Raw genomic sequence first — 25,598 nt, 5'->3', positions numbered from 1 at the left:
CCCCACAGCCCGGCACGGGGGCATCGCATAAACTCCGGCGCACCCCCTCCGCGCCCGATATTGCATGCCCCTCACCCCAGATACCGCTACCCCGTTCAGCAACGAACCTGTGACCCTGCTGGAGGTCGCCCGTGTAGCCGGGGTGTCGCCGAGTACGGTATCCCGCATATTGAACGGCACCGCCAAGGTGGCACCCGCCAAGCGCGAAGCCGTCGAGGCGGCGATCGCCCAGCTCAAGTTTCGCCCCAACATTTTTGCCCGTAGCCTGAAGACCGGCATCACCATGACGGTGGGTGTGCTCACCCAGTCGATTGAGAGTCAGTTTTATTCGCGTGCACTCAAAGGTATCGAGGTGGGGCTGGAGGCGAGCGGCCATTCCCCCATCATCGTGAGCGGTCACTGGAATGCTCAAACCGACGTAGCCAGTCTCAAGCTGCTGACCTCGCGCCGGGTGGATGGTGTCATCATCCTGACCAGTGACATTGCCGACTCGGATGTGCTGGACGTCGCCAAGCAACAGCCGGTGGTGATTACCGAGCGAGACTTGGAGGGGCCCAACTTGCGCTCCATCCATGTGGACCAGAAATTCGGAGGCTACCTAGCCACCCGCCATTTGCTGGCGCTGGGCCATACCCGTATTGCCCATATCGCCGGGGTTGAAAACCGTGCCGATGCGCAAGGCCGCTACCTCGGTTACCTCGAAGCCCACACGGAGGCCGGTGTGGAGCCCGACCCGCGCTTGTTGGAACGCGGTAATTTCACGGACAAAGGCGGCTTTGCTGCCGCGCAGCGCTTGATGGACAGCGGTGTTCCGTTTACTGCGATCTTTTGCGCCAACGACGATACGGCGCTCGGCGCACGGCTTGCGCTATACCAGCGGGGTATCCGGGTGCCGGACGACGTGTCGCTGGTGGGCTTCGACGACATGCCCACCTCCAGCTTCATGACCCCGCCGCTCACCAGCGTGCGCCAGCCGGTGTATGAGGTGGGCCTCTATGCGGCCCGCATGCTGCTGGACATGATGGGCTACCCCGCAGAGGCGGTGCAGTTGCCCCCGCTGGAGCTGATGGTCCGCGAGACCACCCGCAATTGGCAGGCTTGAGGCAGGCCTGAAAAGTAGACATAAAAAAAGGCCCTAGGGGCCTTTTTTCATTCAGCGCTTGCGCTGGCTGGCGATCAACGCGCGGTAGCGCAGGGCACTGTCTTTCAGGGTGCGCTGCTGGGTGGCGTAGTCCACGTGCACCAGCCCGAAGCGTTTGTCGTAGCCGCAGGCCCATTCAAAGTTGTCCATCAGGCTCCAGTAAAAGAAGCCGCGCACATCCACACCCGCGACCATCGCCTCGTGCAGTGCCTGCAAGTGGGTCTGCATGTAAGCCTGGCGGCCCGGGTCGATCACACGGCCATCGACCACCTTGTCGGCTTCCGCGAACCCGTTTTCCGTGATGTAAATCGGGGGCAGGGTGTAGTCGCGGTGGATGCCTTGCAGCAGGTCTGAGAGGCCTTGTGCGTAGTTTTCCCAGCCCATGTCCGACACGCCGTCTTGGTTGGGCGGCGGCACCGGTGGTGTGCTGGTGCTGGCCCAGATGCGGGTGTAGTAGTTGATACCCAGAAAGTCCAGGGGCTGGGCAATGATGTCGAAGTCACCAGCCTCGATGTTGTCGGGCTGCGCCAATTCCGGGCCTTGCGGGTAGGCCTTCTTGAAGATCGGGTCCATGTACCAGCGCACAAAGCGGTCGTACTCGCGCTGGGCGCGGGTCTGGTCGGCCGGGCTGTCGGTGGCGGCGGTGGTGGGCGACTGGTTCAGCACAATGCCCAGCGGCGCTTTGACGCCCGCGGCGCGCATGGACTGCAGCGCCAAGCCGTGCGACAGCAGCAGGTTGTGCGAGACGCGCAGCATGGCCGGCACATCTTTCTTGCCGGGGGCGAACACGCCCTGGTCGTAACCCAGGGTGGCGGTGCACCAGGGTTCGTTGTGGGTGGCAATGCTGGCGACGCGGTCGCCCAACAAGCGGCCCATGCGCTCGGCGTAGTCGGCAAAGCGGTAGGCGGTGTCGCGGGCTTCCCAGCCTTGTTGCAGGTCTTGCAGGCCTTGGGGCAGGTCCCAGTGGTACAGGGTGGCAAAGGGGGCAATGCCGCGCCTTAACAAGCCGTCGACCAGGCGCTCGTAAAAGTCCAGGCCTGCGGTGTTCCAGGCGCCGTAGCCCAAGGGCTGCACCCGGGACCACGCGATCGAAAACCGGTAGCTGTCCACGCCCAGGCTCTGGATCATGTCGAGGTCGGACTCGAGGCGGTTGTAGTGGTCGCAGGCCACATCGCCAGTGTCGCCATTCACCACTTTGCCGGGGGTCTTGGAAAAAGTGTCCCAGATGGACGGGCCACGCCCGTCCTGGGCGGCTGCGCCCTCAATCTGGTAGGAGCTGGTGGCGACGCCCCAGCGGAAATCGGAAGGAAAGCGGGGCAGGGGAAATGTCTCGGGAGAGGTCACGGGGCGTCCTTGCATTATTCTCATTTGAAATCGTTTTCAGGTGCGAATTTTACGGGTGAAATCGGGCCTGTCAAACCGGCTGCAGAGGCTACTATGGGTTACTTCACGCACTCGAGCCGGTATGACCCTCCCCAACACCCCCCAAGGCGCACTGTCGCACCTCAAAGTTCTGGACCTTTCCCGCGTATTGGCAGGTCCGTGGTGCACCCAAATGCTGGCAGACCTCGGGGCGGATGTAGTCAAGGTCGAACGCCCGGTCGCTGGTGACGACACCCGCCATTGGGGGCCGCCCTTCATGCCCGATACAGAGGGCCAGCCCACCGCCGACGCCACCTATTTCACCGCCTGTAACCGCAATAAGCGTTCCATCACCATCGACATGGCCCACCCCGACGGGCAAACCCTGATCCGGCAGATGGCGTTGCAGAGCGACATCCTGGTCGAGAACTTCAAGGTCGGTGGCCTGGCCCATTACGGCCTGGACTACGCCAGCCTCAAGGCCTTGAACCCGCGTTTGATTTATTGCTCGATCACCGGTTTCGGTCAGACCGGGCCCTATGCCGAGCGAGCGGGTTACGACCTGATGATCCAGGCCATGAGCGGCATGATGAGCATCACCGGCCGGGCAGACGGCGAGCCCGGCGGCGGCCCGCAGCGCGCGGGTGTGGCAATCACCGATGTGTTTACCGGCATTTACGCCACCAGCGCCATCCTGGCCGCGATTGAGATGCGCCACCGCACCGGCGAGGGCCAGCACATCGACATGGCCTTGCTGGATGTGGGCATGGCCATTCTGGCCAACCAAGCGGCGGGTTTCATCAACACCGGTGCCGAGCCCCAGCGCATGGGCAATGCCCACCCCAGCCTCGTGCCTTACCAGGACTTCCCCACCGCGGATGGCGCGATGTTGCTCGCCATCGGCAACGACGGGCAATTCGCCCGCTTTTGTGCGGCGGCCGGCCGGCCGGAGTGGGCGCAGGACGCGCGTTTCACCACCAACACCCGCCGGGTTGAAAACCGCAGCACGCTGATCCCGCTGATGATGGAAGTCACCCGTACCCGTACCACCGCCGAGTGGATTGCACTGCTCGAAGACAAAGCCGTACCCTGCGGCCCGATCAACACCCTGGCCAGCGCGTTTGCAGATCCCCAGGTGCAAGCCCGTGGTTTGGTGCAAAAACAGGTAGTGGCGCAGGTAAATAGTGCGGGTAATGCTCCTGAAAGCATAGCAACGAGCGCGGCAAAGGGGGCGGCAGAAATCCGCACCGTGGCAAGCCCTATGCGCTTGTCCGCCGCACCGGTGCAGCTGCGTTATGCGCCGCCTGCGCTGGGCGAGCACACCACCGAGGTGCTGCGTGAATTGGGTCTGGACGCTGCGCGCATCCAGACCCTGCAGCAACAGGGCATTGTGTAAGGCAGCTGGCCTTTAGGCCGGCTTGCCCAGCACTTCCCAGCGCTCCAGCGCTGCCATCAGGGCTTCGTCAATCGCGGCATTGCGCTCGCTCAGGGCCAGCGCCCGGGCGTTGTCCTTGGCGAACAGGCTTCCATCGGCCAGCGCATCGGCGATCTCTTTTTGTTCCGCTTCGAGGGCAGCAATCTGGTCAGGCAAGGCATCGAGCTCGCGCTGCTCCTTGAAGCTCAGCTTGCGGGCTTTGGCGGGGGCCGGAGCCGCAGGCGCTGTGGCGCTCACCTTGGCGGTCGCTTGCTCCTGTTTTTGTAGCTGCTCGCGCTCGTAGTTAAAGGGCTTAGCTGTGGTTTTGCCTAGGGCGGCCGCAATGTCGTTGGCGCGCTTGGTCTGAATCAGCCAGTCGCTCACACCGCCTTCGTATTCGCGCCACTTGGCGTCGCCTTCGTAAGCAATCGTGCTGGTGACCACGTTGTCGAGGAAAGTCCGGTCGTGGCTGACCAAGAAAACGGTGCCGTCGTAGTTTTGCAGCAGGTCTTCCAGCAGCTCCAGGGTGTCGATGTCCAAGTCGTTGGTCGGCTCGTCCAGCACCAGTACGTTGGCGGGGCGGGCAAACAAGCGTGCCAGCAGCAAGCGGTTGCGCTCGCCGCCCGACAGGGAGCGCACCGGCGAGGTGGCCCGGGCCGGCGAGAACAAAAAGTCGCCCAGGTAGCTCTTGCGGTGTTTTTTCTGGTTGCCGATCTCGATCCATTCCGAACCGGGGCTGATGAAGTCTTCCAGCGTGGCATCCATGTCCAGCGCATTGCGCATCTGGTCGAAGTAAGCCACGGTCACATTGCTGCCCAAACGCACGGTACCCCACGGGCTGTGGCCGGGTTCCGGTTTGGGCGCGTTGGCTGGTGCCGGGTCGGGCTGGTGTTCACCCAGAATGAGCTTGAGCAACGTCGTTTTGCCCGCGCCGTTGGGGCCGAGCAGGCCGATTTTGTCGCCGCGCAGGATGGTGGCCGTGAAATCGCGCACGATCTGGCGCTCTTGCTCGGTGCCCAAGCCAAAGGTTTTGCTGACATGCACCATTTCGGAGACGAGCTTGCCGCTCTTGTCGCCGCTGTTGACATCCATGTTCACGCTGCCGACCACATCGCGGCGGGCTTCGCGGGTGGCGCGCAGCTCTTGCAGGCGGTTGATACGGGCGGTAGCACGGGTGCGGCGGGCTTCCACACCCTTGCGGATCCACACTTCTTCCTGGGCCAGCAGCTTGTCGGCTTTGGCGTTGATGATGGCTTCTTGTGCCAGCTGCTCTTCTTTTTGTAGCAGGTAGGCGGCAAAGTTGCCGGGGTAGCTCATCAATTTGCCACGATCGAGTTCCACAATGCGGGTCGCCACGTTGTCGAGGAACGACCGGTCGTGGGTGATGGTGATGATGGAGCCCTTGAATTCTTTGAGCAGGCCTTCCAGCCACTCAATCGAGTCCAGGTCCAAGTGGTTGGTCGGCTCGTCGAGCAGCAGCACATCGGGCTGCGCCACCAGCGCCTGGGCCAGTGCGACGCGCTTCTTGGTTCCGCCCGACAGGGTGCTCACCACTGCCTCAGGGTTCAGGTGCAGCCTTTGCAGGGTCTCGTTGACCCGTTGTTCCCAGTTCCAGCCGTCCAGCGTTTCGATTTCGCTTTGCATCGCGTCGAGGTCGCCCTCGCCTGCGCAATACTGCTCAATCAAGCCGATGACGCGCTCAAGACCTGCGCGAACTGCTATAAAAATAGTAGCATCTGCATCGAGCACCGGCTCCTGCGCTACATAGGCAATGCGGGTGCCGCCCTGGACTTGCAGGGTGCCGTCATCGGGCCGCTCCATGCCGCCGAGGATTTTGAGCATCGACGATTTGCCGGCGCCGTTGCGACCGATAAGGCCGACACGCTCCTGCGTTTCGAGGGAGAAATCAGCGTGGTCGAGGAGAGGGACGTGCCCGAATGCCAGCTGGGCGTCAAGAAGAGTAATAAGTGCCATGTGGCCCAGATTATCCCTGCACCGGCAAAAGCCCCGCCGGGGCTGGCGCCACCGCGCGAGGCGGGGGCTTCAAATCACCCGGTTGCGCCCGCGCTGTTTGGCCAGGTAAAGGGCTTTGTCTGCCTCGTTGTAGAGGTGGTCAAAACTCCGGCCTTCCGCCGCGGTGGTGCTGGACAGGCCGAAGCTGGCGGTGATGTGCAGTGTCTCGCCCTTCCACTGGAGGGGGCTGGCCTCGAGCCGCTGGCGGATTTTTTCGGCAATGCGCCGGCCCGCGTCTGCATGGGTGTGGGGCAACAACACGATGAACTCTTCCCCCCGAGCCGCCCCACCAAGTCGGTGCTGCGCACCGATTGCACGCTGGTCTGGGCGACGTGGCGCAGCATGGCGTCTCCGGCCGGGTGGCCCCAGGTGTCATTGATGCGTTTGAAGTGGTCGAGGTCGAACAGCAAAATCGTGGTGGAACTGCCTTGCCGGAGGGCGCGCTTGAGTTCGGTGCTGCTGAGTTCAACAAAGGTGTTGCGGTTGAAGAGGCCGGTAAGCCCATCCTGGCGGGTCAGGCGCTCGAGTTCGCGTTGCTTGGTCTGCAGCTCGGCGTTCACCCGGGCCACCTGGGTTTTTTGCAGGGCGATGGTGGTGAAGTTTCTCCACAACAGCACCGACAGGGCCCAGCCCATCAGGGATGCGGTCAGGCCGTTGAGCCGGATCGAGAGCAACATCCGTGGCTCGTCCTGGAAATGGCCCAGTGCGATGAAAAACCCGATATAGGCCAGCACAAAGACACCGAGAGCAGGCGCCGGCCGCAGGTAGAGCCCCACACTGACGCACAGGCAGGCAATCAGGAACGGTGTCACGCTAGGGGTGATCCACTGGTCGGCGCACGCGATGGCCACCGCAAATCCCAACACCACCAGCGCCATGGGCGGCGCCATCCAGCGGGCCAGTGACCGGCGGTAGCGCAAGCCCTTGTGGTGGGCCATCCAGGTCAATGCCGAGATGGTCAGCCCCATGGCGAAATGCAGACCGCAGAGCACCCATTCCCAGGGTGGAGCGTCGTTGGCCGAGCCTTTTTGCAGGGCCAAGAGCAGGAAGACCAGTGCATGAAAACCATTTATTGCGATGATCAAGGGGCCCAGCCAGCGGATGCGCTCCAGGTTCGCAGCACCTGCTTCATCCACCACCAGCGCATGTTCAGCCTGCCAGCGCTGTGCAATCAAACGGAAATCACGGAGTAGGGTGCTATTCATAAGGCGTAAACACTGTAGCAGAGCCCAGTTGGTAGGATGGACCTCCTATTTCACGCAATCCGGCAAGGAGCGAGCTTTGACCTACATCACCCCACGCGCGCACGACCTCGGGGGCGGCTTTACGGTGCGTCGGGTGCTGCCCTCGGTGCAGCGCCAGGCCATTGGCCCCTTTGTGTTTTTTGACCACTTCGGTCCGGTCACCGCCCAACCGGGCGACAACCACGATGTGCGGCCGCACCCCCATATTGGCTTGGCCACAGTGACCTATTTGTTCGAAGGCGCCATGATGCACCGCGACTCGACCGGTGTGGTGCAGCGCATCGAGCCGGGCGCCATCAACTGGATGACGGCCGGCAGGGGCATCGTGCATTCCGAGCGCACGCCCGACGATCTGCGCGCCGTAGAGCGCCACAGCCATGGCTTCCAACTCTGGTCCGCGTTACCGGCGGAGCATGAAGAGGATGCGCCTTCCTTTGTCCACACCCCTGCCAGTGAGATTCCGGTGGTGCAGCTGCCCGGGGTGACGGTGCGGGTGTTGGTGGGGAGTGCGTTCGGCGCCAGCTCGCCGGTGAAAACTTTGTCCCCGACCTTGTATCTGGCCTTGGAGCTAGAAGCTGGTGCCGCTGTGACTCTGCCAGCGGCAGCGGTCGAGCGGGGTATCTACAGCGTGGATGCCGCAGTCTCTGTGGCCGGCACACCACTCCCCAGTGGCCAGATGCAGGTCTTGACGGAGGGCGAGGAGCCGGTGGTTCGCGCAGACCAGGCCACCCGCTTGATGGTGCTGGGTGGCGCGCCCCTAGGCCACCGCTTTATGGTGTGGAACTTTGTGTCCAGCCGCAAGGAGCGCATCGTGCAAGCCCAGGCCGACTGGGAGGCGCAGCGCTTTCCCATGGTGCCCGGCGAGACTGAATTTATACCGTTGCCAGCACGTCGCCCTTGACCGTGGCCTGCGCTTGGGCAATGGCCTGCGCGGCAATATCCAAGGAGCGCAGGCGAAGGGCCGGATCGTAGATGTCGCAGACCAGCATCAGCTCATCGGCTCCGGTGGCGGCCGCCATGGCGTGCAGGCCCTCGCGCACGGTTTCGGGCCCGCCGATCACGGCTTCCCCCAAGAAGTCTTGAATCGCAGCCCGCGCGTCGGGCGGGCATTGCTGCATAAAGCCTGGCACTGGAGGCGGTAGCGATTTGCGCTGGCCGGTCAGAATGCCCAGCACGCGTTGGTAAATGCTGCTGGCCAGCCATTCGGCCGCTTCGTCGGTTTCTGCGGCGACCAGGGGGACACCTACCATCAGATACGGTTTAGCCAGTGTGGCCGAGGGCCTGAACAAATTGCGGTACATCGCCACTGCTTGGTGCAGGTAGCGGGGCGCAAAGTGCGAGGCGAAGGCGTAGGGCAGGCCCATGTGGGCTGCGAGTTGCGCAGAGTACAGGCTGGAGCCGAGCAGCCAGATGGGCACATGGGTATCAGCCCCCGGCATGGCCACCAGTTTTTGGCCGGCTTGCATCGGGCCCAGCAGGGTTTGCAGCTCGGCGACGTCCCGCGGGAAGTCGTCTTCGTGTTCTACCTTGTTGCGGCGCAGGGCCCGCATCGTGGCCTGGTCGGTGCCCGGAGCGCGGCCCAGCCCGAGGTCAATGCGGTTGGGATAGAGCTCTGCGAGGGTGCCAAAGGCTTCGGCCACGACCAGCGGCGCATGGTTAGGCAGCATGATGCCGCCAGAGCCCACTCGGATACGCTGGGTACCACCGGCAATATGCCCCACCAGCACGGCGGTGGCTGAGCTGGCGATCCCCGGCATGTTGTGGTGTTCGGCTAACCAGTAGCGCTCAAAGCCCAAGGCCTCCGCATGCTGTGCGGTTTTCAAGGCGAGTTGCAAGGCTTGTGCGACGGTGCCGCCTTCACGGACGGCCACCAGATCGAGCATGGAGAGGCGAGGGCTTGGGGACATATGCATGTAAGGATTGTCGCGAAAGCCGTAAAGCCATGTTGCCGATAGTCCGATCGCACTATTGCTGCAGTGCCGCAAAAAACCGACACTTCGCTCATTCTGAAATTTGATGGGAGAAGTCTGTGTACAAATCTTTGGTGAAAAAAGCAGCCCTAGCGCTAACGCTCGTAGCGTCTGCCGCAGTGGCTCAGGCCGCGACTTTCAACATCGGCGCTTTGGGTAACACCTACCAAAACACCGTAGAGGTGTCAGGCACATTTGACGATCTGTACACCTTCACCCTGCCGAGCCAATTCACTGGCGTGACGGGTGGTTACTTTGCCGTGGACTATGTCGGCTCGGGCTTGGACACCTACTTAACCGTGGGCCAAGGTTCTGCTATCCCTCTGCCTATTACCGGTAGCCTGAGCGGTTTGGATGTGGCTTCTTACCAATCCACCTTCAACCTCACACCCGGCGGCACCTACTGGTTTAAGTTGTCCGGTTACGGCGAAGCAGCGTCTTACACCGTGACATTGGCTCCGGTACCGGAACCTGAAACTTACGCGCTTCTCTTGGCCGGTCTGGGCTTGATGGGTGCTGTCGCTCGCCGTCGCCAATCCAAATAATCAGGGGATCCGCATGAAAAAAACTATCCAAGCAATCGCAGCAGCAGCTGTATTGGCAGCGGCTGCGAACAGCCAGGCAGCCAGCACCAGCGCCTCCTTCGAAGAAGCCACCAACGGCGCCTTCACTGAATCCTTTGTGGTGACGCCTACAACGACCGACAAGCTCGTTCTGCGTGTAACGGGTCTCGCAAGCCAGTTCTCTGCTCTGTCGGCCTCCTTGTGGTCCGGAGCTATCCAACTTGCGGCATTCAGTTCCAGCAATGCGGGCGGCAATCGCACTATCCTAGTGAACGATGGCGCAAACCACGCATTTAGCTTGTTGGCCGGCCAAGCCTACACCCTCAAGGTGACGGGTACCAGCACCGCATTGCCAAATACCGCCAAAGGTGCGGTAGTAGCTTTCAACGGAACTGTTAGTGCTGTGCCTGAGCCAGAATCCTTTGCTTTGTTGCTCGCTGGTTTGGGTCTGGTGGGCGTTGCTGCCAAGCGCGGCCGTCAAAAATCTGCGTAAACCAAGCGCCTTTGCTTCCGGAAGGCCTGCCTTGTGCAGGCCTTTTTGTTGGGGGTGTTGGAGCGGGTGTGATGGGTCCGAATGGACTATTGCTGCAATGCAGCATAGGGTTAATACTGACCTCGTCACACATCTTTCCGGAGGCCTTATGAAGATCAAATTACTGCTGTTACTCGCAGTGGCTGCGCTACCCGCTTGGGCAGTTCAGACTGCCGGCCCCGACGCGATGCAGCTGGTGACGCCTGATGCCAGTTCCGGCGGTTTGGTATTGGCTGGCTTGGGATTGATGGCGACGATTGCGCGACGTCGTTTCAAGTAAGGACGCTAGCGGCTGGTCTGCATGGCTCTACCGAAAAAAAGGCTTGTCGAATGACAAGCCTTTTTGCTTTTGGGCGGGTCCGTGGAGCGTGCAAGCCCGGCGGTGGCCGGGCGCACTTCAGACTCAGCGGCTGCTCGGAAAGTTGAACACCGCACCCTCACGCACACCGGCACTAGGCCAGCGCTGGGTGATGGTCTTGCGCTTGGTATAGAAACGCACTGCGTCCGGTCCGTAGGCGTGCAGGTCGCCGAACAGGCTGCGCTTCCAGCCGCCGAACGAGTGGTAAGCCACGGGCACCGGCAAGGGCACGTTCACCCCCACCATGCCGACCAGAATGTTGTCGGTGAAGTAACGAGCGGCTTCACCGTCACGGGTGAAGATGCAGGTGCCGTTGCCGTATTCGTGGGCGTCGATCATGTCCATGGCCTCTTGCAAGGTTTTGACGCGCACCACGCCCAACACAGGGCCAAAGATTTCTTCCTGGTAAATCACCATGCCCGGCTTGACGTTGTCAAACAGGCAAGGGCCGAGGTAGTAGCCGTCTTCATGGCCGGCCACTTTCAGGCCGCGGCCGTCCACCACCAGTGTGGCGCCTTCTTTCACGCCCTGGTCCACATAGCCCTTCACCTTTTCGAAGTGCGGCTTGGTGACCAGCGGGCCCATGTCCATGCCGGGGGCGGTGCCGGGGCCCACTTTCATCTTGGCGATCTCGGTCTTCAGGCCTTCAATTACCGCGTCCGCGGTGGCGTCACCCACCGCCACCACCAGCGGGATGGCCATGCAGCGCTCGCCGCAGGAGCCGTAGGCTGCGCCCATGAGCGCACTCACGGCATTGGCGACGTCGGCGTCGGGCATGACTACCGCGTGGTTCTTGGCGCCGCCTAGGGCTTGCACACGTTTGCCGTGTTTGCAGCCTTCAGCGTAGATGTATTCGGCAATCGGGGTGGAGCCGACAAAGCTCACGGCCTTCACGCGCGGGTCGCGCAAGAGCGTGTCCACGGCTTCTTTGTCGCCGTTGACCACGTTGAGCACGCCCGGTGGCAGTCCGGCTTCGAGTGCCAGCTCGGCGATGCGCAAGGTGGAGCTCGGGTCACGCTCGGAGGGTTTCAGGATGAAAGTGTTGCCGCAGGCCACGGCCATGGGCCACATCCACAAAGGCACCATGGCCGGGAAGTTAAAGGGCGTGATGCCAGCTGTGACGCCCAGCGCTTGGAACTCAGACCAGCTGTCGATGGCGGGCCCCACGTTTTTGCTGTGCTCGCCTTTGAGCAGCTCGGGCGCGTAAGACGCGTATTCCACGTTCTCAATGCCGCGCTGCAGTTCACCCAAGGCGTCAGAGAGCACCTTGCCGTGTTCGGCGGTGATCAGGGCGCAGAGTTCTTCAGCGTGCTTTTCCAGCAAGACTTTGAGGTTGCTCATCACGCGGGCACGCTTGAGCGGAGGTGTGTTGCGCCAGGCGGGGAAGGCCGCTTGAGCATTAGCAATGGCTTCTTCTACCGTGGCTTTGGGGGCCAGCAGCACGCGCTTCTCGGCTTTGCCGGTGGCGGGGTTGAAGACGTCTTGCGCGCGATCGCCAGTGGTGATGATCTTGCCGCCGATGAGGTGGCCGACTGTGGGGAGTTGAGACATAGAGAGATTTAAGAGTCAAAAGGGCTGCAAGCGCACAGAGAATATACGCAAGCAGCTATAAAAAGGATAGCGAGTAGGTGTTTTGCTTCAGGCGGTCGCGTTGATGGCTTCGCCCAAGGCGTTGACCAGGCTGTCGATTTCGGCCTCGGTGGTGATGAAGGGTGGCGCCAGCGCAATGCAGTCACCGGCGTATCGCACATAGAAGCCCTTGTCCAGGCAGCGCATGGCCACCTCGTAGGGGCGCTTGGCAGGCTCGCCGGGCACGGCAGCCAGGGTGAAGCCGGCCGACAGACCGAGGTTGCGGATGTCGGTGATGTGTTTGGCGCCGCGCAGGCTGTGTACCGCTTTCTCGAAGTAAGGCGCCAAAGCTGCCACGCGCTCCACCATGTTTTCCTTGACCAGAATGTCCAGTGCCGCAATGCCGGCGGCGCAAGCCACGGGGTGGGCGGAGTAGGTGTAGCCGTGGGGGAATTCCAGCATGTAGTCGGGGCCGCCGGCTGCCATGAAGGTGTCGTAGATCTCTTTCTTGGCCACCACTACACCCAGAGGCTGCGCGCCATTGGTGATTTGCTTGGCGGCGTTCAGGATGTCCGGCACCACGCCGAAGTAACCTGCGCCGGTGTAAGCGCCCAGGCGGCCGAAACCGGTGATCACTTCATCAAAAATCAGCAGGATGTTGTTCTGGGTGCAGATTTCGCGCAGGCGCTGAAGGTAGCCCACGGGCGGCACCACCACACCGGCCGAGCCGGACATTGGCTCCACAATCACCGCGGCAATGTTGGACGCGTCGTGCAGGGCAATCAGGCGCAGCAGTTCGTCCGCCATGTCTCCCCCTTTTTCAGGCAGGCCGTGGCTGAATGCGTTGGAGGCCAGCTGGGTGTGGGCCAGGTGGTCCGCCTCAATGCCTTGGCCGAAGGTCTTGCGGTTGGCCGGCAGGCCGCCGACCGAAATGCCGCCGAAGTTCACGCCGTGGTAACCCTTCTCGCGGCCGATCAGGCGTGTTTTGGTGCCCATGCCCTTGGCGCGCCAGTAAGCGCGGGCCATTTTGAGTGCGGTGTCAGCCGACTCGGAGCCGGAGCCGGTGTAAAACACATGGTCCAGGCCTTGGGGCATGAGCTCGACAATCTTGTTGGACAACTCAAACGACAAAGGGTGGCCGAACTGGAACGCGGGCGAGAAATCCAGGGTGCCGATCTGCTTGCTCACCGCCTCGGTAATCTCGCGGCGGCCGTGGCCCAGGCCCGCGCACCAAAGGCCGGAGAGGCCGTCAAAAATCTTCTTGCCGTTGGAGTCGGTGAAGTAAGCGCCTTGGGCACTCACCATCATGCGCGGGTTGGCTTTGAAATCGCGGTTGCCGGTAAAGGCCATCCAGTGCGATTCCATCCACTCGCGGGACATGGGAAAGGTGGATGTGCTGGTTACTGCCTCGCCAGTGGCGTTGCTGCTGGTGTCATTGAGCTTCATGGGAACTCCAGAGGGTGGTGTGGGTAAGCCTTATGGGGCGATAGTGCATTGTGGGTGGCTCTGTTACTCTTATAAAGTCACAAATAGCACTATTTACTTCGCAAACTATGAAAGTAACTTTTGCCCCCACGCTTCCCCATTGCATGTGGGTCGCTGCCCCCCAAGGGGGCGCCTTTCATCTTGGGGCGGCCCGGCGATGAAAGCTTCGCCCTCTAAAAACAAGGCCGTTCTCGGCCAGATCAGTGACATGGATTTGCGCTTGCTACGCGTCTTCAAGGCGGTGGTCGATTGCGGAGGCATGGCTGCCGCCGAGCTGGAGCTCAACATCGGCACGTCCACGGTGAGCCGCCACATCAAAGACCTGGAAACCCGCCTCGGCCTGACCCTGTGCCGGCGTGGCCGGGCCGGGTTTGCGCTCACCGCCGAGGGCGAAAAAATCTATGCCCAGACCACCCAGTTGCTGGCTGCGACCGACGCATTCCGCAGCAGCGTGGACGAAATCCACCAGCGCATGGGCGGGCAACTGCAGGTGGCGGTGTTCGACAAAACCGCCAGCAACCCGGCGAGCCACATTGCCGAAGCCATCGCTCACTTCCACGCAGAAGCCCCCGATGTGGGGCTGAACCTGCATGTGGCCACCCTCACCGCCATCGAGCGCGGGGTGCTGGACGGGCAGTTCCATGTAGGCATCATCCCCGGCCACCGCGCGTCGGATGTGTTGGACTACACCCCCTTGTTTGACGAGCACATGCTGCTGTACTGCGGCACTCGGCATGCGCTGTGGAACGCGGATCAGAGCGCCCTGAACTGGGAGACTTTGCCTAAATACGAGTTTGCGGGGCTGGGCTACCACTCGCCCAACATGGAGCTGAGCCAGCGCATGCGCCTGCCGCGCCGTGCCACGGGGTTTGACCAGGAGTCGATTGCGACGCTGATCCTCTCAGGCCAGTTTCTGGGGTTTTTGCCCGATCACTATGCCGAGAGCTTTGTACGCCGCGGCCTGATGCAAGCCGTGCGGCCTGATTTGCTGAGTTACGCCTGCCAGTTTTTTGCCATCACGCGCAAGTCACCCCAGCCGAGCCGGGCGACGTTGGCGTTTCAGGCATGTTTGGCGCGGGCGCACGGGGGGTAATTGCAGCGATTGTGTTCGCGCCCGCGTGGAGCGGGGGTGTGCGCTTGCGCTCGTGTCCCCCGGCCGCGCTGCGGCCTCCTCCTTGACCTCGCTTCAGCGCACACCCCCGCCCCACGCTAGAGGGTTTGATCTCTTCTGAGTCAGCACACCAAGTTCGCGCAAGAGCTGGCGGGGTAGGTGTTCTGCGCAGGTCAAGGAGGAGGCCGCAAAGCGGCCGGGGGACACGGAGCAGAACGCCTACCCCGCTAGCTCCCGCCAAGCAAGGTAGTGAACCTGCACCCGAAGAAAGGAAAAGTCAGGCCTACGCCCCGTAGAACTTGAAGTTCATCTGCGGCTTCATCCCGTGGATCAGCTCCGCAATCGCCTTGCCCGACCCCGCGCCATGCGTCCACCCCAGAGTGCCGTGACCGGCATTGACCCACACGCCCTTGACCGGCGATTGGCCGATGTAGGGAATGTTGGTGGGGGTAGCAGGGCGCAGGCCGGTCCAATACTGGGGCTGGCCGCCTTGTTCTTCGGTGCGGGTGTCGCACACGCCGGGCAACACTTCTTCAATCCGGCGGGACAGCATGTGGCAGCGCGCCTTGGCCACGGGCGAATCCAGCGTCAGGTCGAAGCCGCCGACCTCGATGGTGCCGGCCACACGCAGCTCATCGCCCAAGCGGCTGATGGCCACCTTCTTGGCGTCGTCAATCGTGGAGACCAGCGGCGCCAGCTCGGGCTTCAAGATCTTGAAGGTGGCGCTGTAGCCTTTGCCGGGGTAAATCGGCAAGTTCACACCCACAGTGCGCAACAGCGGCGCGGTGTAGGAGCCGGTGGCCACCACCACATGGTCTGCCTTCAGTACCTTGAATGATCCGGGCACATTTTGGCCTTTGGCGCCCGAGGAAAGTGCGCGAACAGCTACTGATTTGATAGCGCCGCCGTCGGTATTGAGCTGCTCTACGCTGTACTCATACAAGAACTCGGCGCCACGGGCTGCGCACAGCTTGGCCAGCTCCTGGGTGAACACCTTGCAGTCGCCGGACTCGTCGCTGGGGGTGATGGTGCCGCCCACGATCTGGTGTGCGAACTGGCGGTAGGCCGGCTCGATCTTCAGGAACTCTTCTTTGCTGATGACTTTGCGGTTCACGCCGTACTTGCGCATCAGCGCAGCGGCGTCGCCCGCCGTGTCAAACGACTTCTGGTCGCAGTAATAGTGCGCAATGCCGCGCTCTAGGCGGTTGTACTGAATGCCGGTGCTGGCGACCACATCCTTCAAAGCGGCGTGGCTGTAAGCGCCCAGGGCTACGAGCTGCTGCACATTGCGCTCAAATGCAGCGTCGTTGCAGTTCGCCAAAAACTGCAAGCCCCAGCTGTATTGGTGCAGGCCGGGGCCGAAGGGGTTCTGGGGGCGGAACAGGAGCGGCGCTTCTTTGCTGAGCATCCACTTGAGGGCCTTGAGCGGCGCCTCTTTGTTGGCCCAGGGTTCGCAGTAACTCACCGAGATTTGCGCGCCGTTGGCGAAACTGGTTTCCAAGGCGGCGTCGGCTTGACGCTCGACCACCGTGACTTCGTGGCCGAGTTCCAACAAATGCCACGCTGTGCAAATGCCGATGGTGCCTGCGCCGAGAACAATAATTTTCATCCGCGCAGTGTCAGGCAAGCGGAAGCCGAGTAAAAGTAAAATTAACTGGATTGCGAAAACATTAGCTGCATTAATAAAATTACACCATGCGTACTTTTGATTCAGACGCCCTGGAATGCCTTGCCGCCATCGTGGAAGAAGGCGGCTTTGAACGCGCTGCGGTGCGCCTGTCCATCACCCAATCTGCCGTCTCGCAGCGCCTGCGCGCACTCGAGGCGCAGGTGGGTACGGTGCTGCTGGTGCGCAGCCGGCCGGTGAAAGCGACCTCGGCCGGGCGATTGCTGATTAAGCACGCGGTGCAGATGCGCTTGCTGCGTGCCGATCTGGAAACCGACCTCAAAGACCTCGCACCCAGCACCGGTGCGGTGCGCGAGGATGAGCGCATATCCATAGCCATCAATGCCGACAGCATCGCCACTTGGGCTCTGCCCGCGCTGGACCCGCTGGTGCACGCGGGATTGCCGCTGGAAATCATCACCGATGACCAGGACTTCACCCACGAATGGCTGCGTGAAGGCCAGGTGCTGGGCTGTGTAACCACCCTCAAGCAGGCGCTGCGGGGCTGCAAAGTGCAGTCGCTGGGCGCCATGCAATATGTGGCGGTGGCCAGTGCCGAATACGCCCAGGCGCATTGCCCCCAGGGCCTGACTCCGCACAATTTCCGCAGCATCCCTTTTGTGGCTTTCAACCGCAAAGATGACTTGCCCACCGAATTTGTGAGCCGGGCGCTGAACCTGCGCCGCGTGTCTTTGAGCCAACGCTTCGTGCCCAGCTCCGAGGGGCAGGTGCGTGCGGTGCTGGCCGGTTGGGGTGCGAGCATCGTGCCCGAGCTGCTGGTGCGGGGGCTGCTCGAGAGTGGGCACCTGGTGAATCTGGCGCCCAGCTTGAGCCTGCCGGTCAATTTGTACTGGCACTGCTGGAACCTGGACTCTGAGGTGATCGACCGGCTGACCCACGCCTTAACCGAGGCCGCCAACCGGCAATTGACCGAGAAAACCAAGTAGTCATAAATTGACCTCTGCCTCTACTTTGCGACGTGGAGGGCCATAAAATAGACAGCATGACCGATATGCCTGTTTCTGACGTGCCCAAAGCGCCTGTCAAAGTGTCCTTCAAGAAGCAAATGCTGCAAGCGCGGGAGGACGCGATCATCCGCTCCGTCAACCTGCTGCTGGCAGAAAAAGGCTTTGAAGCCATGACCGTGGACGAGGTGGCTGCCAGTGTGGGCATTGCCAAGGCCAGTCTGTACAAGCACTTTCCCAGCAAAGAAGACCTAGCTGCCGCCGCCATGGCGCACCTGATGGGTCAGGCTCAGGCGTTTTTGAATTCATTGCCCGACGACATGTCGCCCCTGCAAAAGCTGCGTGGGGTGGTGCGCTGGACCATGCTGTTGAAGCTGGCTGGCGAGATGCCTTCGCTCCCCAGCCAAAACTCCACCTTGCGCGCCACGCTGATGAGCCACAAAGCCTATATGGATGGTTTGATGGACGTGAGCGACCGCGTGGGCGGCTGGATCGAGGCCGCACAAGCCCAAGGCGCCATCAACCCTGCGCTGCCGGCCATCGCCGTGCTCTACACCCTGTACGCCCGCGCCTGTGACCCGGTGCTGGAGTTCTTGCGCATGGGCGGCCAACACACTGACGAACAGATCATTGATCTGGTGCTGTCCACCTGCTTTGATGGCCTAAATAGCCGCTAGCGCAGGCAGTGATTGCGCTGTCCGCTATATTTTGTATAGCAGGTGAGGCTACTGGCCCAGCGACTCGAACCGCCACTCCACGGCTAGACGCAAGGTCTGGCCGGTCTCCAGCACCTGCAACCCCGGGCGGCCTTCCATGTGGAACGCGTCAATCGGGTGGGTGACCGGCTCAAAGCAAAAGTGAGGCCCTTCAGCCGGGCGGTAGAGCAGGCAAAACCCATCGTTCCGGCCACGGGCCACGACAGCGGGGTCGCGCATATGCAGGCGTAGCGCGTGTTCCGGCCAGTCCACATGCGCCTGGCCGCTCCAGCCGGCATAGGCGTTGTCAATCAGGCTGCCACTCACCTCCATACCGCTCCGCGGGTCCCACCCAGCCGGGAATAGGGTCGTGAATCCGGTGGGCATGGGGTCTGCGCCGCTGAGCCAGACGCCTTCTACCTGTGCGTGCAAGCGAGCGTTGGGAGTGCGCAAAAATGCCGGGTGCTGTCCCAGACCGTAGGGCAGGCTGCCCGGGCCCAGATGGGTGACTTCCAGCAGCTGGTCCATGCCGTCATCCCGCAGCACAAAACGTTGCAGGGCGCGGTAGTGATAGGGGTTGCCATCAAAGTGGCTGGATTCGAGGTGCAGCTCCAGCGTGTCGTGGCGGGGCTGGTGGATCACCCAGGGCTGTAGCCAGCCATCGCCGTGGATGGGGTAGGGCTCGCCCGCCCGGTTGGGGCGCATGGGGTGGTGGGTACCGGCATGGCTGAACCCGCCTTGCCCGATGCGGTTGGACCAGGGCACCAGTGGGAAGGACGCCGTCGTGTACAAGTCCGCCGCACCGGCCCAGGGGCGCCAGATATCCACCAAACCCTGCCCCGCGTCCCGCTGCCAGGCGGCCACGCTACCGCCCAAACCCGGAATCAGGCCCAAGCGCTGCCCCCCGTGTTGCAGCCAATGGATCGGGTGGGAGGGTGCAGAAAGAGAGGTCATGGCGAAAGGGGGGAGTGGAGCTGGTTCGATGGCGTGCCGAGGGGCAGGGCTGGCGCATGCTAGTCCCGCAGACGCCGAAAAGAAAATCACAATTCAGGCTTGTGACATTGCAATATTGCAATGAATAAAACAAGTGACCACATTTAGTCTGCTGGGAAAACTAAATCAATAAGTCCTTTAAAAACAATAATTTAGGGTAAACCTGAATCATTCGATTGATATCTGAAAGATCTAAATATCTATTAGATTGATATCTTTTTGAATCCTATGATGACACTCACTCCTCCCAAACTGGGCCGCTTTGAAAACGTTGCCTGGTTGACAAGGGAGGCCCAGTAGTCGAACGCGGGAGGCTGCTTTGAAATCGATTTCCCGCATCTACAAGGAAAGAGGAGACATCATGAACAACAACCGTCGGACCGTATTGGCATCCGCCCTCGCAGCATCGATCACCGCCGCTGTGCCCCTGAGCGCTTTTGCGCAAAAGAAGATCGTGGTGGGCTTCAGCCAGATCGGTGCAGAAAGTGAATGGCGCACCGCCAACACCAACTCCATGAAATCCGCAGCGGCAGCCGCCGGCATCGAACTCAAGTTCTCGGATGCGCAGCAGAAGCAAGAAAACCAGATCAAGGCCTTGCGCTCCTTCATCGCCCAAAAGGTGGACGTGATTGCACTGACCCCGGTGGTGGAGTCCGGCTGGGACACGGTGCTCAAAGAGATCAAGGATGCCAAGATTCCCCTGATCCTGATGGACCGCTCGGTGGACTCCAAAGACACCTCCCTGTACGCCACCCACATCGGCTTTGACTTTGTGAAGCAAGGCGAGATGGCAGGCCAGTGGCTGGCCGACCGCGCCAAGACCATGAAGGGCGACATCAATGTGGTGGAGCTGCAAGGCACCGTGGGTTCTGCCCCCGCCATCGACCGCAAGAAGGGTTTTGAGACGGCCATTAAGGGCAACTCCAACATCAAGATCATCCGCTCGCAAACCGGTGACTTCACCCGCGCCAAGGGCAAGGAAGTCATGGAGGCCTTCCTGAAGGCCGAGGGTAAGAAGATCAATGTGCTTTACGCGCACAACGACGACATGGCGATCGGCGCTATCCAGGCCATCGAAGAAGCCGGCCTCAAGCCCGCCAAAGACATCCTGGTGATTTCGGTGGACGGTGTGAAGGGTGCCTTTGAAGCCATGATTGCCGGCAAGTTGAACGTCAGCGTGGAATGCAGCCCGCTGCTCGGCCCGCTGGTCATGGCCACCGCCAAAGACATCGTGGCCGGCAAAACCGTGGCACGCCGCATCATCGGTAAAGACGGTGTGTACCCCATGGAAACCGCGGCCAAAGAGTTCCCCAGCCGCCAGTACTGATCTCCCTGATCTCCTGTTAGTTCGCTTCGGTCATTCGTTTTGGCCTGCGGCTTCGGCTGCAGGCCTTTTTTCACGTAGAACATGACACACACACCACCAACGGCGCAGGCTGTGGCACCGGTGCTGGAGCTCTCCGGCATTGCCAAACAGTTCGGACCCGTGCGGGCGCTCTCGGGCGTGGGACTGCGGCTGTATGCCGGTGAAGTCCATGCGCTGATGGGCCAGAACGGCGCGGGCAAATCCACCCTGATCAAAGTGCTCACCGGCGTCTACCAAGCGGATGAAGGCGACATGCGGCTCAACGGCCACTCTATCCGCGCCACCTCCACGCTAGACGCCCAGCGCTTGGGCATCAGCACGGTGTATCAAGAGGTCAACTTGTGCGCCAACCTGTCGGTCGCTGAAAACATATTTGCGGGCCGATACCCCCGCAAGGGGGTCGCCGGCGCATGGGCCATTGACTGGCCCGCCATGCACCGCGATGCGCGCACCCTGCTGGCACGCCTGAACCTCGACATCGATGTGACCCAGACGCTGGCGAGCTACTCGGTCGCTGTGCAGCAAATGGTGGCCATCGCCCGGGGCCTGAGCATCTCGGCCCAAGTGCTGATATTGGATGAACCCACCTCCAGCCTTGATGATGAAGAAGTAGAGCGCCTCTACGTCGTGCTGCGCCAGTTACGCGACCAGGGCATGGCCATTTTGTTTGTGACCCACTTTCTGGACCAGGTGTATGCGCTGTGCGACCGCATTACCGTCTTGCGCAACGGCGAGCTGGTGGGCGAGTATCCGGCGGCAGCGCTGGGCCACAACGCCCTGATTGCCGCCATGGTGGGGCGCGAGCTCGCCGCAGCCTCCAGCGCAGACGCTGCCAACGACGCCAGCCGCGTACAAGCCCCTGAGTGGCTGCAAACCAAAGCGCTCAACCGCCGTGGACATGTGAAAGCCATGGACCTCGGCATCCGCCGGGGCGAGGTGGTGGGCCTGGGTGGGCTGCTGGGCTCGGGGCGCACCGAGCTGGCGCGCCTGCTCTTCGGGCTGGACCGCAGCGATGCGGGCGAGATCACGTTCGACGGCAAAACGGTGCGCATGGACTCGCCCGTCACCGCCATTCAGCTGGGGCTGGGCCTGTGCCCGGAAGACCGCAAGGCCGAGGGCATCATCGCCGAGCTCTCGGTGCGCGAAAACATTGTGCTGGCCTTGCAGGCCCGCCAAGGCCTGTGGCCCTCGATTGGCCGGGTGCAACAAACCACGCTGGCCGAGGGCTATGTCAAAGCCCTGGGCATCAAGACCGCCGATGTGGACACGCCCATCGGGCAGCTCTCCGGCGGCAACCAGCAAAAAGCAGTCTTGGCCCGCTGGCTGGCCACGCAACCCAGCCTGTTGATATTGGACGAACCTACCCGCGGCATCGACATCGCCGCCAAGCAGGAAATCATGAACGAGATACTGGCACTGGCCAAACAGGGGATGGCGGTGCTGTTCATCTCCTCCGAGATGGAAGAGGTGGTGCGCGTCTCCGACCGCATCGTGGTTCTGCGCGACCGCGCCAAGGTGGGCGAGCTGCCTGCCGGCACGAATGACCAGGCGGTCTACGCCATGATTGCGGGGCAGGCATGAGCACGTTGAACGCACCTTCCCTTGTGAAGCGGGTGCAAACGCACCCTTTGCTGTGGCCGGTGGTCACGCTGGTTCTGATCCTGATGGTCAACGCCAGCCTCAACCCCGGCTTCTGGATGCTGCAGTGGCGCGATGGCCACCTGTACGGCAGTGTCATCGACATCCTGAACCGCGCAGCGCCGCTGATGCTGGTGTCTCTAGGCATGACGCTGGTCATTGCCACACGCGGCATTGATATCTCGGTGGGCGCCACCGTGGCCATCAGTGCGGCCGTAGCGGCCTTGATGGTGGGCGGCAAGCTGGTCATCACCGACGGTGTAGCCCAGCATGTGAGCCGCTTCCCCATGTGGCTGGCTATCGTGTGTGCCCTGCTTACTGCGCTGGCTTGCGGGCTGTGGAACGGGGTGCTGGTGGCCAAGATTGGCCTGCAGCCCATCATTGCCACGCTGATCCTGATGGTGGCGGGCCGGGGTGTGGCGCAGTTGCTCACGGACGGACAGATCGTCACGGTCTACTACCCGCCGTATTTCTTTATTGGCAGTGGCTATCTGTGGGGCTTGCCCTTTGCGCTATTCATCGCGGGCTTTGTCTATCTGTTGATGCATCTGGCGGTCACGCGCACCGCGCTGGGCCTGTTCATTCAGGCCATCGGTATCAACCCCGCAGCGGCCCGTGTGGCCGGCGTGCGGGAGCGGTTGATCAGCATCTGTGTGTACGCGTTTTGTGGGCTGACAGCGGGCATTGCCGGCCTGATCATCAGCTCCAACGTCAAGAGTGCGGACGGCAACAACGCCGGCAACCTGCTGGAGCTGGACGCCATTCTGGCGGTCACGCTGGGTGGCACCTTGCTCACCGGCGGGCGCTTTTCGTTAGCGGGCAGCATGATTGGCGCGCTGATCATTCAGACGCTCACCTCCACCATTTACTCCATCGGCGTGCCGCCCGAGATCAACCTCGTGGTCAAGGCCGCCGTGGTCTTTGTGGTCATGCTGATGCAGTCCGCAGAGTTCCGCCGCGCCGTGCGCGGCTGGGTGGTGCGCCCCGCTGCAGGGAGCCACGCATGAAACTCCAGAGCAAATACATTCCCCTGGCGGCCACCATCTCGCTGTTTGCTGCCATGTCGGTGTTCGGGGCGGTGTCGTACACCGGCTTTCTGTCGCCCCAGGTGTTCCTGAACCTGTTGATCGACAACGCCTTCCTGGTCATCGTGGCGGTGGGCATGACCTTCGTCATCCTGTCCGGCGGTATCGATCTGTCGGTGGGCTCGGTGGTGGCACTGAGCACCATCGTGCTGGCCAAACTGGTGCAACACCTGCATTGGGACCTGATGGTCGCCATTCCGCTGGTGCTGTGCATGGGCACGCTGTTTGGCGCCTTTATGGGCTGGTTGATCCAGCGCTTCCGGCTACAGCCCTTCATCGTCACGCTGGCGGGCATGTTCCTGGCGCGGGGCCTGTGCTACCTGATCAGTATCGATTCCATCAGCATCACCGACGAGGCCTACACCGTGCTGGCGCAAACCCGGCTGCACCTATGGTCGGGCGGTCCCATGGTGTCCATCAGCGCGGTGCTGGCGCTGGTGGTGCTGGCTGTTGCGGTGTTTGTGGCGCACGGCACCGAGTTCGGCCGCACGGTGTATGCCATAGGCGGCTCCGAGCATTCGTCCGTGCTCATGGGTCTGCCGGTGGCGCGCACCAATGTGCTGGTGTATGCCCTGAGCGGCTTTTGCGCAGCGCTGGGCGGGGTGGTGTTCACCTTCTACATGCTGTCGGGCTACGGCCTGCATGCGGTGGGGCTGGAGCTGGACGCGATTGCTGCCGTGGTCATAGGCGGCACCTTGCTCAGCGGCGGGGTGGGCTACATGGTGGGCACGCTGTTCGGGGTGCTGACCCTGGGCGTGATCCAGACCTTGATCATGTTCGACGGCTCCTTGAGCTCGTGGTGGACCCGCATTGTCATCGGGGCGCTGCTGTTTGTGTTCTGCGTGCTGCAACGCGTGTTTGAAGCCGGTCGCAAGCCAGGGGTTTGAACTTTAGAGTCAAATAGGCTGCTTGCGCCCATTGAATGTGCGCAAGCAGCTCCTGAATTCATAGCAAACAACACCGGAAATCCTTATGCAATACCGTCCTCTCGGCCGTACCGGCTGGAATGTTTCCACTGTGAGCTTCGGCGCCTGGGCCATTGGGGGTACCTGGGGCGAGGTCGATGACAAGGACTCCATGGCCGCCCTGCACCGTGCGCTGGACCTGGGGGTGAACTTCTTCGACACCGCCGATGTGTATGGCGATGGCCGCAGCGAGCGCCTGCTGGCACGCCTGCGCAAGGAGCGCAGCGAGCCGTTTTATGTAGCCACCAAAGCCGGCCGCCGGCTGGTGCCCCATGTGGCAGCCGGTTTCACCCGCGCCAACCTGACTGCCTTTGTGGAGCGCAGCCTGCAAAACCTGGAGACCGAGGCGATCGACCTCCTGCAACTGCACTGCCCGCCGACCGACGTGTTTTACATGCCCGAAGTCTTCGGCGTGCTGGACGATCTAGTGGCCGCCGGCAAGCTGCGCCACTACGGCGTGAGTGTCGAGAAGGTGGAAGAAGCGCTCAAGGCCATCGAGTACCCCGGGGTGCAGAGTGTGCAGATCATCTACAACCTGTTCCGCCAGCGCCCGGCCGAGCTGCTGTTCGAGCAAACGCAAAAGCGCGGTGTGGGCATTCTGGCCCGTTTGCCGCTGTCCAGCGGTTTGCTCAGCGGCAAGATGAATGCGCAAAGCACCTTCGGTGCTGATGACCATCGTGGCTTCAACCGCGAAGGGGCGGCTTTTGACAAGGGCGAAACCTTCTCGGGGCTGGATTTCGGGGTGGGCCTGGAGGCCGTGGAGGCCATGCGGCCGCTGGTGCCCGCCGGCATGAGCATGGCGCAAATGGCCTTGCGCTGGATCCAGATGAATCCGGCAGTCACCTGCACCATTCCCGGTGGCAAGAACCCGGCCCAAGTGAGCGACAACGTCGCCGCAGCGGATATGCCCTTGCTCAGCCACGCCACCATGCAGGCCTTGGCGGATGTCTATGAGCAGTACGCCAAACCCTTGGTGCACCAGCGCTGGTAAAGCCCGCGGCGCGAATGCCAACGGACCTTAGCGGACCAGCAAGACCGGCGTTTTGCAGTGGGCCAAGACCTGGGTGGCGACCGAGCCCATGACCAGGTTGCCCAGGGCACTGTGGCCGTGGGAGCCCATGACCAAAAGGTCAAACTGCCCGTCCTCTGCCAGCTTGCCGATCAGGCTGCCGGCGGGGCCAACCTTCCACTCCACCTTGGCATCTATGCCATGGCGTTTCAAGAACTTGGTAGTCGTCGACAGCACCTTGGCCGCTTCTTCGGCGTGGTAAGTGTCCACGGTGCTTTTGCCGAGCGCCGCTTTGGCCCGTGGGGGCAAGGCGGTTTGGGCGTTGAATACGGTGTAGTCGTGGCCCGGAGCCAAGAGCGCTTCATGCGTGCTCAAGTAGGCCAGCATTTTTTTGCTGTAAGAGCTTCCATCGACAGCGAGCAAAATCTTCATGGTTATCTCCTGGTTATGAGGC

Annotated in this window: 21 protein-coding genes and 2 pseudogenes; 14 read left to right on the top strand and 9 right to left on the bottom strand. The window is 62.0% G+C overall.

The features are described from left to right. Positions 1 to 64 precede the first annotated feature (64 nt). Complete coding sequence (locus RAE21_RS15720; RefSeq protein WP_313882164.1) at positions 65 to 1,102, top strand: LacI family DNA-binding transcriptional regulator; 1,038 nt, start codon at positions 65 to 67, stop codon at positions 1,100 to 1,102. Positions 1,103 to 1,153: 51 nt separating this feature from the next. On the opposite strand, the gene RAE21_RS15715 is transcribed toward RAE21_RS15720, so the two are convergent. After that, a complete protein-coding gene (locus tag RAE21_RS15715; protein WP_428984037.1) occupies positions 1,154 to 2,500 on the bottom strand; it encodes a GH1 family beta-glucosidase in 1,347 nt (448 codons plus the stop codon). Between the two features lie 106 nt (positions 2,501 to 2,606). Between RAE21_RS15715 and RAE21_RS15710 the strand changes: the two genes are divergently transcribed. After that, positions 2,607 to 3,899, top strand: coding sequence for a CaiB/BaiF CoA transferase family protein (locus RAE21_RS15710; protein ID WP_313882162.1), 1,293 nt, complete (start codon positions 2,607 to 2,609; stop codon positions 3,897 to 3,899). Positions 3,900 to 3,911: 12 nt separating this feature from the next. On the opposite strand, the gene RAE21_RS15705 is transcribed toward RAE21_RS15710, so the two are convergent. Both RAE21_RS15705 and RAE21_RS19360 read right to left on the bottom strand, forming a co-directional pair. Next, a complete protein-coding gene (locus RAE21_RS15705) occupies positions 3,912 to 5,891 on the bottom strand; it encodes an ATP-binding cassette domain-containing protein (RefSeq protein ID WP_313882161.1) in 1,980 nt (659 codons plus the stop codon). A gap of 69 nt (positions 5,892 to 5,960) precedes the next feature. Next, positions 5,961 to 6,565: pseudogene (locus RAE21_RS19360) on the bottom strand (GGDEF domain-containing protein). A gap of 646 nt (positions 6,566 to 7,211) precedes the next feature. Between RAE21_RS19360 and RAE21_RS15695 the strand changes: the two are divergent. Beyond that, on the top strand, positions 7,212 to 8,075 hold the full coding sequence (locus RAE21_RS15695; protein ID WP_313882159.1) for a pirin family protein: 864 nt from the start codon (positions 7,212 to 7,214) through the stop codon (positions 8,073 to 8,075). Here RAE21_RS15695 and RAE21_RS15690 read toward each other — a convergent pair. Beyond that, positions 8,047 to 9,081: an LLM class flavin-dependent oxidoreductase gene (locus RAE21_RS15690; RefSeq protein ID WP_313882158.1), complete on the bottom strand. Its 1,035-nt coding sequence runs from the start codon at positions 9,079 to 9,081 to the stop codon at positions 8,047 to 8,049. The two genes, RAE21_RS15695 and RAE21_RS15690, sit on opposite strands and share 29 nt — an antisense overlap. Before the next feature lie 122 nt (positions 9,082 to 9,203). Here RAE21_RS15690 and RAE21_RS15685 point away from each other — a divergent pair, with 122 nt between their 5' ends. From RAE21_RS15685 to RAE21_RS15675, 3 genes and pseudogenes are all read left to right on the top strand, one after another. Beyond that, entirely contained in the window at positions 9,204 to 9,689 is a 486-nt protein-coding gene (locus RAE21_RS15685) for an FxDxF family PEP-CTERM protein (RefSeq protein WP_313882157.1), read from the top strand. Positions 9,690 to 9,744: 55 nt separating this feature from the next. Continuing rightward, a pseudogene (locus RAE21_RS15680) lies at positions 9,745 to 10,200 on the top strand (FxDxF family PEP-CTERM protein); the annotation flags it as partial. A gap of 148 nt (positions 10,201 to 10,348) precedes the next feature. Continuing rightward, on the top strand, positions 10,349 to 10,519 hold the full coding sequence (locus RAE21_RS15675) for a hypothetical protein (RefSeq protein WP_313882155.1): 171 nt from the start codon (positions 10,349 to 10,351) through the stop codon (positions 10,517 to 10,519). Positions 10,520 to 10,642: 123 nt separating this feature from the next. On the opposite strand, the gene RAE21_RS15670 is transcribed toward RAE21_RS15675, so the two are convergent. Then, the gene (locus RAE21_RS15670) at positions 10,643 to 12,148 is read right to left on the bottom strand and encodes a CoA-acylating methylmalonate-semialdehyde dehydrogenase (protein WP_313882154.1); all 1,506 of its coding nucleotides are present in this window, start codon (positions 12,146 to 12,148) and stop codon (positions 10,643 to 10,645) included. Positions 12,149 to 12,235: 87 nt separating this feature from the next. Beyond that, on the bottom strand, positions 12,236 to 13,546 hold the full coding sequence (aptA, locus tag RAE21_RS15665; protein WP_313882721.1) for an omega-aminotransferase AptA: 1,311 nt from the start codon (positions 13,544 to 13,546) through the stop codon (positions 12,236 to 12,238). A 262-nt stretch (positions 13,547 to 13,808) separates the two neighbouring features. Here aptA and RAE21_RS15660 point away from each other — a divergent pair, with 262 nt between their 5' ends. Continuing rightward, positions 13,809 to 14,744: a LysR family transcriptional regulator gene (locus RAE21_RS15660; protein WP_313882153.1), complete on the top strand. Its 936-nt coding sequence runs from the start codon at positions 13,809 to 13,811 to the stop codon at positions 14,742 to 14,744. A gap of 301 nt (positions 14,745 to 15,045) precedes the next feature. Here RAE21_RS15660 and RAE21_RS15655 read toward each other — a convergent pair whose 3' ends face one another. Next, positions 15,046 to 16,371, bottom strand: a complete 1,326-nt coding sequence (locus RAE21_RS15655) for a D-amino acid dehydrogenase (protein ID WP_313882152.1) — start codon at positions 16,369 to 16,371, stop codon at positions 15,046 to 15,048. Between the two features lie 86 nt (positions 16,372 to 16,457). Here RAE21_RS15655 and RAE21_RS15650 point away from each other — a divergent pair, with 86 nt between their 5' ends. Both RAE21_RS15650 and RAE21_RS15645 read left to right on the top strand, forming a co-directional pair. Beyond that, positions 16,458 to 17,375 carry a LysR family transcriptional regulator ArgP gene (locus tag RAE21_RS15650; RefSeq protein ID WP_313882151.1) on the top strand — a complete coding sequence of 306 codons (918 nt, stop codon included), beginning with the start codon at positions 16,458 to 16,460 and terminating at the stop codon, positions 17,373 to 17,375. A 65-nt stretch (positions 17,376 to 17,440) separates the two neighbouring features. Then, complete coding sequence (locus RAE21_RS15645; protein ID WP_313882720.1) at positions 17,441 to 18,070, top strand: TetR/AcrR family transcriptional regulator; 630 nt, start codon at positions 17,441 to 17,443, stop codon at positions 18,068 to 18,070. A 48-nt stretch (positions 18,071 to 18,118) separates the two neighbouring features. Here the strand turns inward: RAE21_RS15645 and RAE21_RS15640 are convergent, their stop codons facing one another. After that, positions 18,119 to 19,042 (bottom strand): aldose 1-epimerase, encoded by a 924-nt coding sequence (locus RAE21_RS15640; protein ID WP_313882150.1) that lies wholly within the window; start codon positions 19,040 to 19,042, stop codon positions 18,119 to 18,121. A 400-nt stretch (positions 19,043 to 19,442) separates the two neighbouring features. On the opposite strand from RAE21_RS15640, the gene RAE21_RS15635 reads away from it, so the two are divergent. From RAE21_RS15635 to RAE21_RS15615, 5 genes are all read left to right on the top strand, one after another. Then, positions 19,443 to 20,408, top strand: a complete 966-nt coding sequence (locus RAE21_RS15635; protein ID WP_313874503.1) for an ABC transporter substrate-binding protein — start codon at positions 19,443 to 19,445, stop codon at positions 20,406 to 20,408. An 81-nt stretch (positions 20,409 to 20,489) separates the two neighbouring features. After that, on the top strand, positions 20,490 to 22,028 hold the full coding sequence (locus tag RAE21_RS15630; RefSeq protein WP_313882149.1) for a sugar ABC transporter ATP-binding protein: 1,539 nt from the start codon (positions 20,490 to 20,492) through the stop codon (positions 22,026 to 22,028). Further along, positions 22,025 to 23,092 (top strand): ABC transporter permease, encoded by a 1,068-nt coding sequence (locus tag RAE21_RS15625; RefSeq protein WP_313882148.1) that lies wholly within the window; start codon positions 22,025 to 22,027, stop codon positions 23,090 to 23,092. The genes RAE21_RS15630 and RAE21_RS15625 overlap by 4 nt, the downstream gene beginning before the upstream one ends. After that, positions 23,089 to 24,057 carry a galactofuranose ABC transporter, permease protein YjfF gene (gene yjfF, locus RAE21_RS15620; protein WP_313882147.1) on the top strand — a complete coding sequence of 323 codons (969 nt, stop codon included), beginning with the start codon at positions 23,089 to 23,091 and terminating at the stop codon, positions 24,055 to 24,057. The genes RAE21_RS15625 and yjfF overlap by 4 nt, the downstream gene beginning before the upstream one ends. A gap of 85 nt (positions 24,058 to 24,142) precedes the next feature. Next, positions 24,143 to 25,126, top strand: a complete 984-nt coding sequence (locus tag RAE21_RS15615; protein ID WP_313882146.1) for an aldo/keto reductase — start codon at positions 24,143 to 24,145, stop codon at positions 25,124 to 25,126. A 27-nt stretch (positions 25,127 to 25,153) separates the two neighbouring features. Here the strand turns inward: RAE21_RS15615 and RAE21_RS15610 are convergent, their stop codons facing one another. Then, positions 25,154 to 25,576 (bottom strand): universal stress protein, encoded by a 423-nt coding sequence (locus tag RAE21_RS15610; RefSeq protein WP_313882145.1) that lies wholly within the window; start codon positions 25,574 to 25,576, stop codon positions 25,154 to 25,156. Positions 25,577 to 25,598 lie beyond the last annotated feature (22 nt).

The organism is Rhodoferax potami (assembly GCF_032193765.1).
Taxonomy (GTDB): domain Bacteria; phylum Pseudomonadota; class Gammaproteobacteria; order Burkholderiales; family Burkholderiaceae_C; genus Allorhodoferax; species Allorhodoferax potami.
This window is presented reverse-complemented; position numbering and strand designations above follow the sequence as displayed.

Coding starts and splice junctions, on each gene's coding strand:
- RAE21_RS15710 (WP_313882162.1), top strand. CDS start 2,607: ATGACCCTCCCCAACACCCCCCAAGGCGCACTGTCGCACCTCAAAGTT.
- RAE21_RS15645 (WP_313882720.1), top strand. CDS start 17,441: ATGCCTGTTTCTGACGTGCCCAAAGCGCCTGTCAAAGTGTCCTTCAAG.
- RAE21_RS15615 (WP_313882146.1), top strand. CDS start 24,143: ATGCAATACCGTCCTCTCGGCCGTACCGGCTGGAATGTTTCCACTGTG.
- RAE21_RS15630 (WP_313882149.1), top strand. CDS start 20,490: ATGACACACACACCACCAACGGCGCAGGCTGTGGCACCGGTGCTGGAG.
- RAE21_RS15655 (WP_313882152.1), bottom strand. CDS start 16,371: ATGAAAATTATTGTTCTCGGCGCAGGCACCATCGGCATTTGCACAGCG.
- RAE21_RS15650 (WP_313882151.1), top strand. CDS start 16,458: ATGCGTACTTTTGATTCAGACGCCCTGGAATGCCTTGCCGCCATCGTG.
- RAE21_RS15640 (WP_313882150.1), bottom strand. CDS start 19,042: ATGACCTCTCTTTCTGCACCCTCCCACCCGATCCATTGGCTGCAACAC.
- aptA (WP_313882721.1), bottom strand. CDS start 13,546: ATGTCCCGCGAGTGGATGGAATCGCACTGGATGGCCTTTACCGGCAAC.
- RAE21_RS15610 (WP_313882145.1), bottom strand. CDS start 25,576: ATGAAGATTTTGCTCGCTGTCGATGGAAGCTCTTACAGCAAAAAAATG.
- RAE21_RS15705 (WP_313882161.1), bottom strand. CDS start 5,891: ATGGCACTTATTACTCTTCTTGACGCCCAGCTGGCATTCGGGCACGTC.
- RAE21_RS15715 (WP_428984037.1), bottom strand. CDS start 2,500: ATGCAAGGACGCCCCGTGACCTCTCCCGAGACATTTCCCCTGCCCCGC.
- RAE21_RS15670 (WP_313882154.1), bottom strand. CDS start 12,148: ATGTCTCAACTCCCCACAGTCGGCCACCTCATCGGCGGCAAGATCATC.
- yjfF (WP_313882147.1), top strand. CDS start 23,089: ATGAAACTCCAGAGCAAATACATTCCCCTGGCGGCCACCATCTCGCTG.
- RAE21_RS15660 (WP_313882153.1), top strand. CDS start 13,809: ATGAAAGCTTCGCCCTCTAAAAACAAGGCCGTTCTCGGCCAGATCAGT.
- RAE21_RS15675 (WP_313882155.1), top strand. CDS start 10,349: ATGAAGATCAAATTACTGCTGTTACTCGCAGTGGCTGCGCTACCCGCT.
- RAE21_RS15625 (WP_313882148.1), top strand. CDS start 22,025: ATGAGCACGTTGAACGCACCTTCCCTTGTGAAGCGGGTGCAAACGCAC.
- RAE21_RS15720 (WP_313882164.1), top strand. CDS start 65: ATGCCCCTCACCCCAGATACCGCTACCCCGTTCAGCAACGAACCTGTG.
- RAE21_RS15690 (WP_313882158.1), bottom strand. CDS start 9,081: ATGTCCCCAAGCCCTCGCCTCTCCATGCTCGATCTGGTGGCCGTCCGT.
- RAE21_RS15635 (WP_313874503.1), top strand. CDS start 19,443: ATGAACAACAACCGTCGGACCGTATTGGCATCCGCCCTCGCAGCATCG.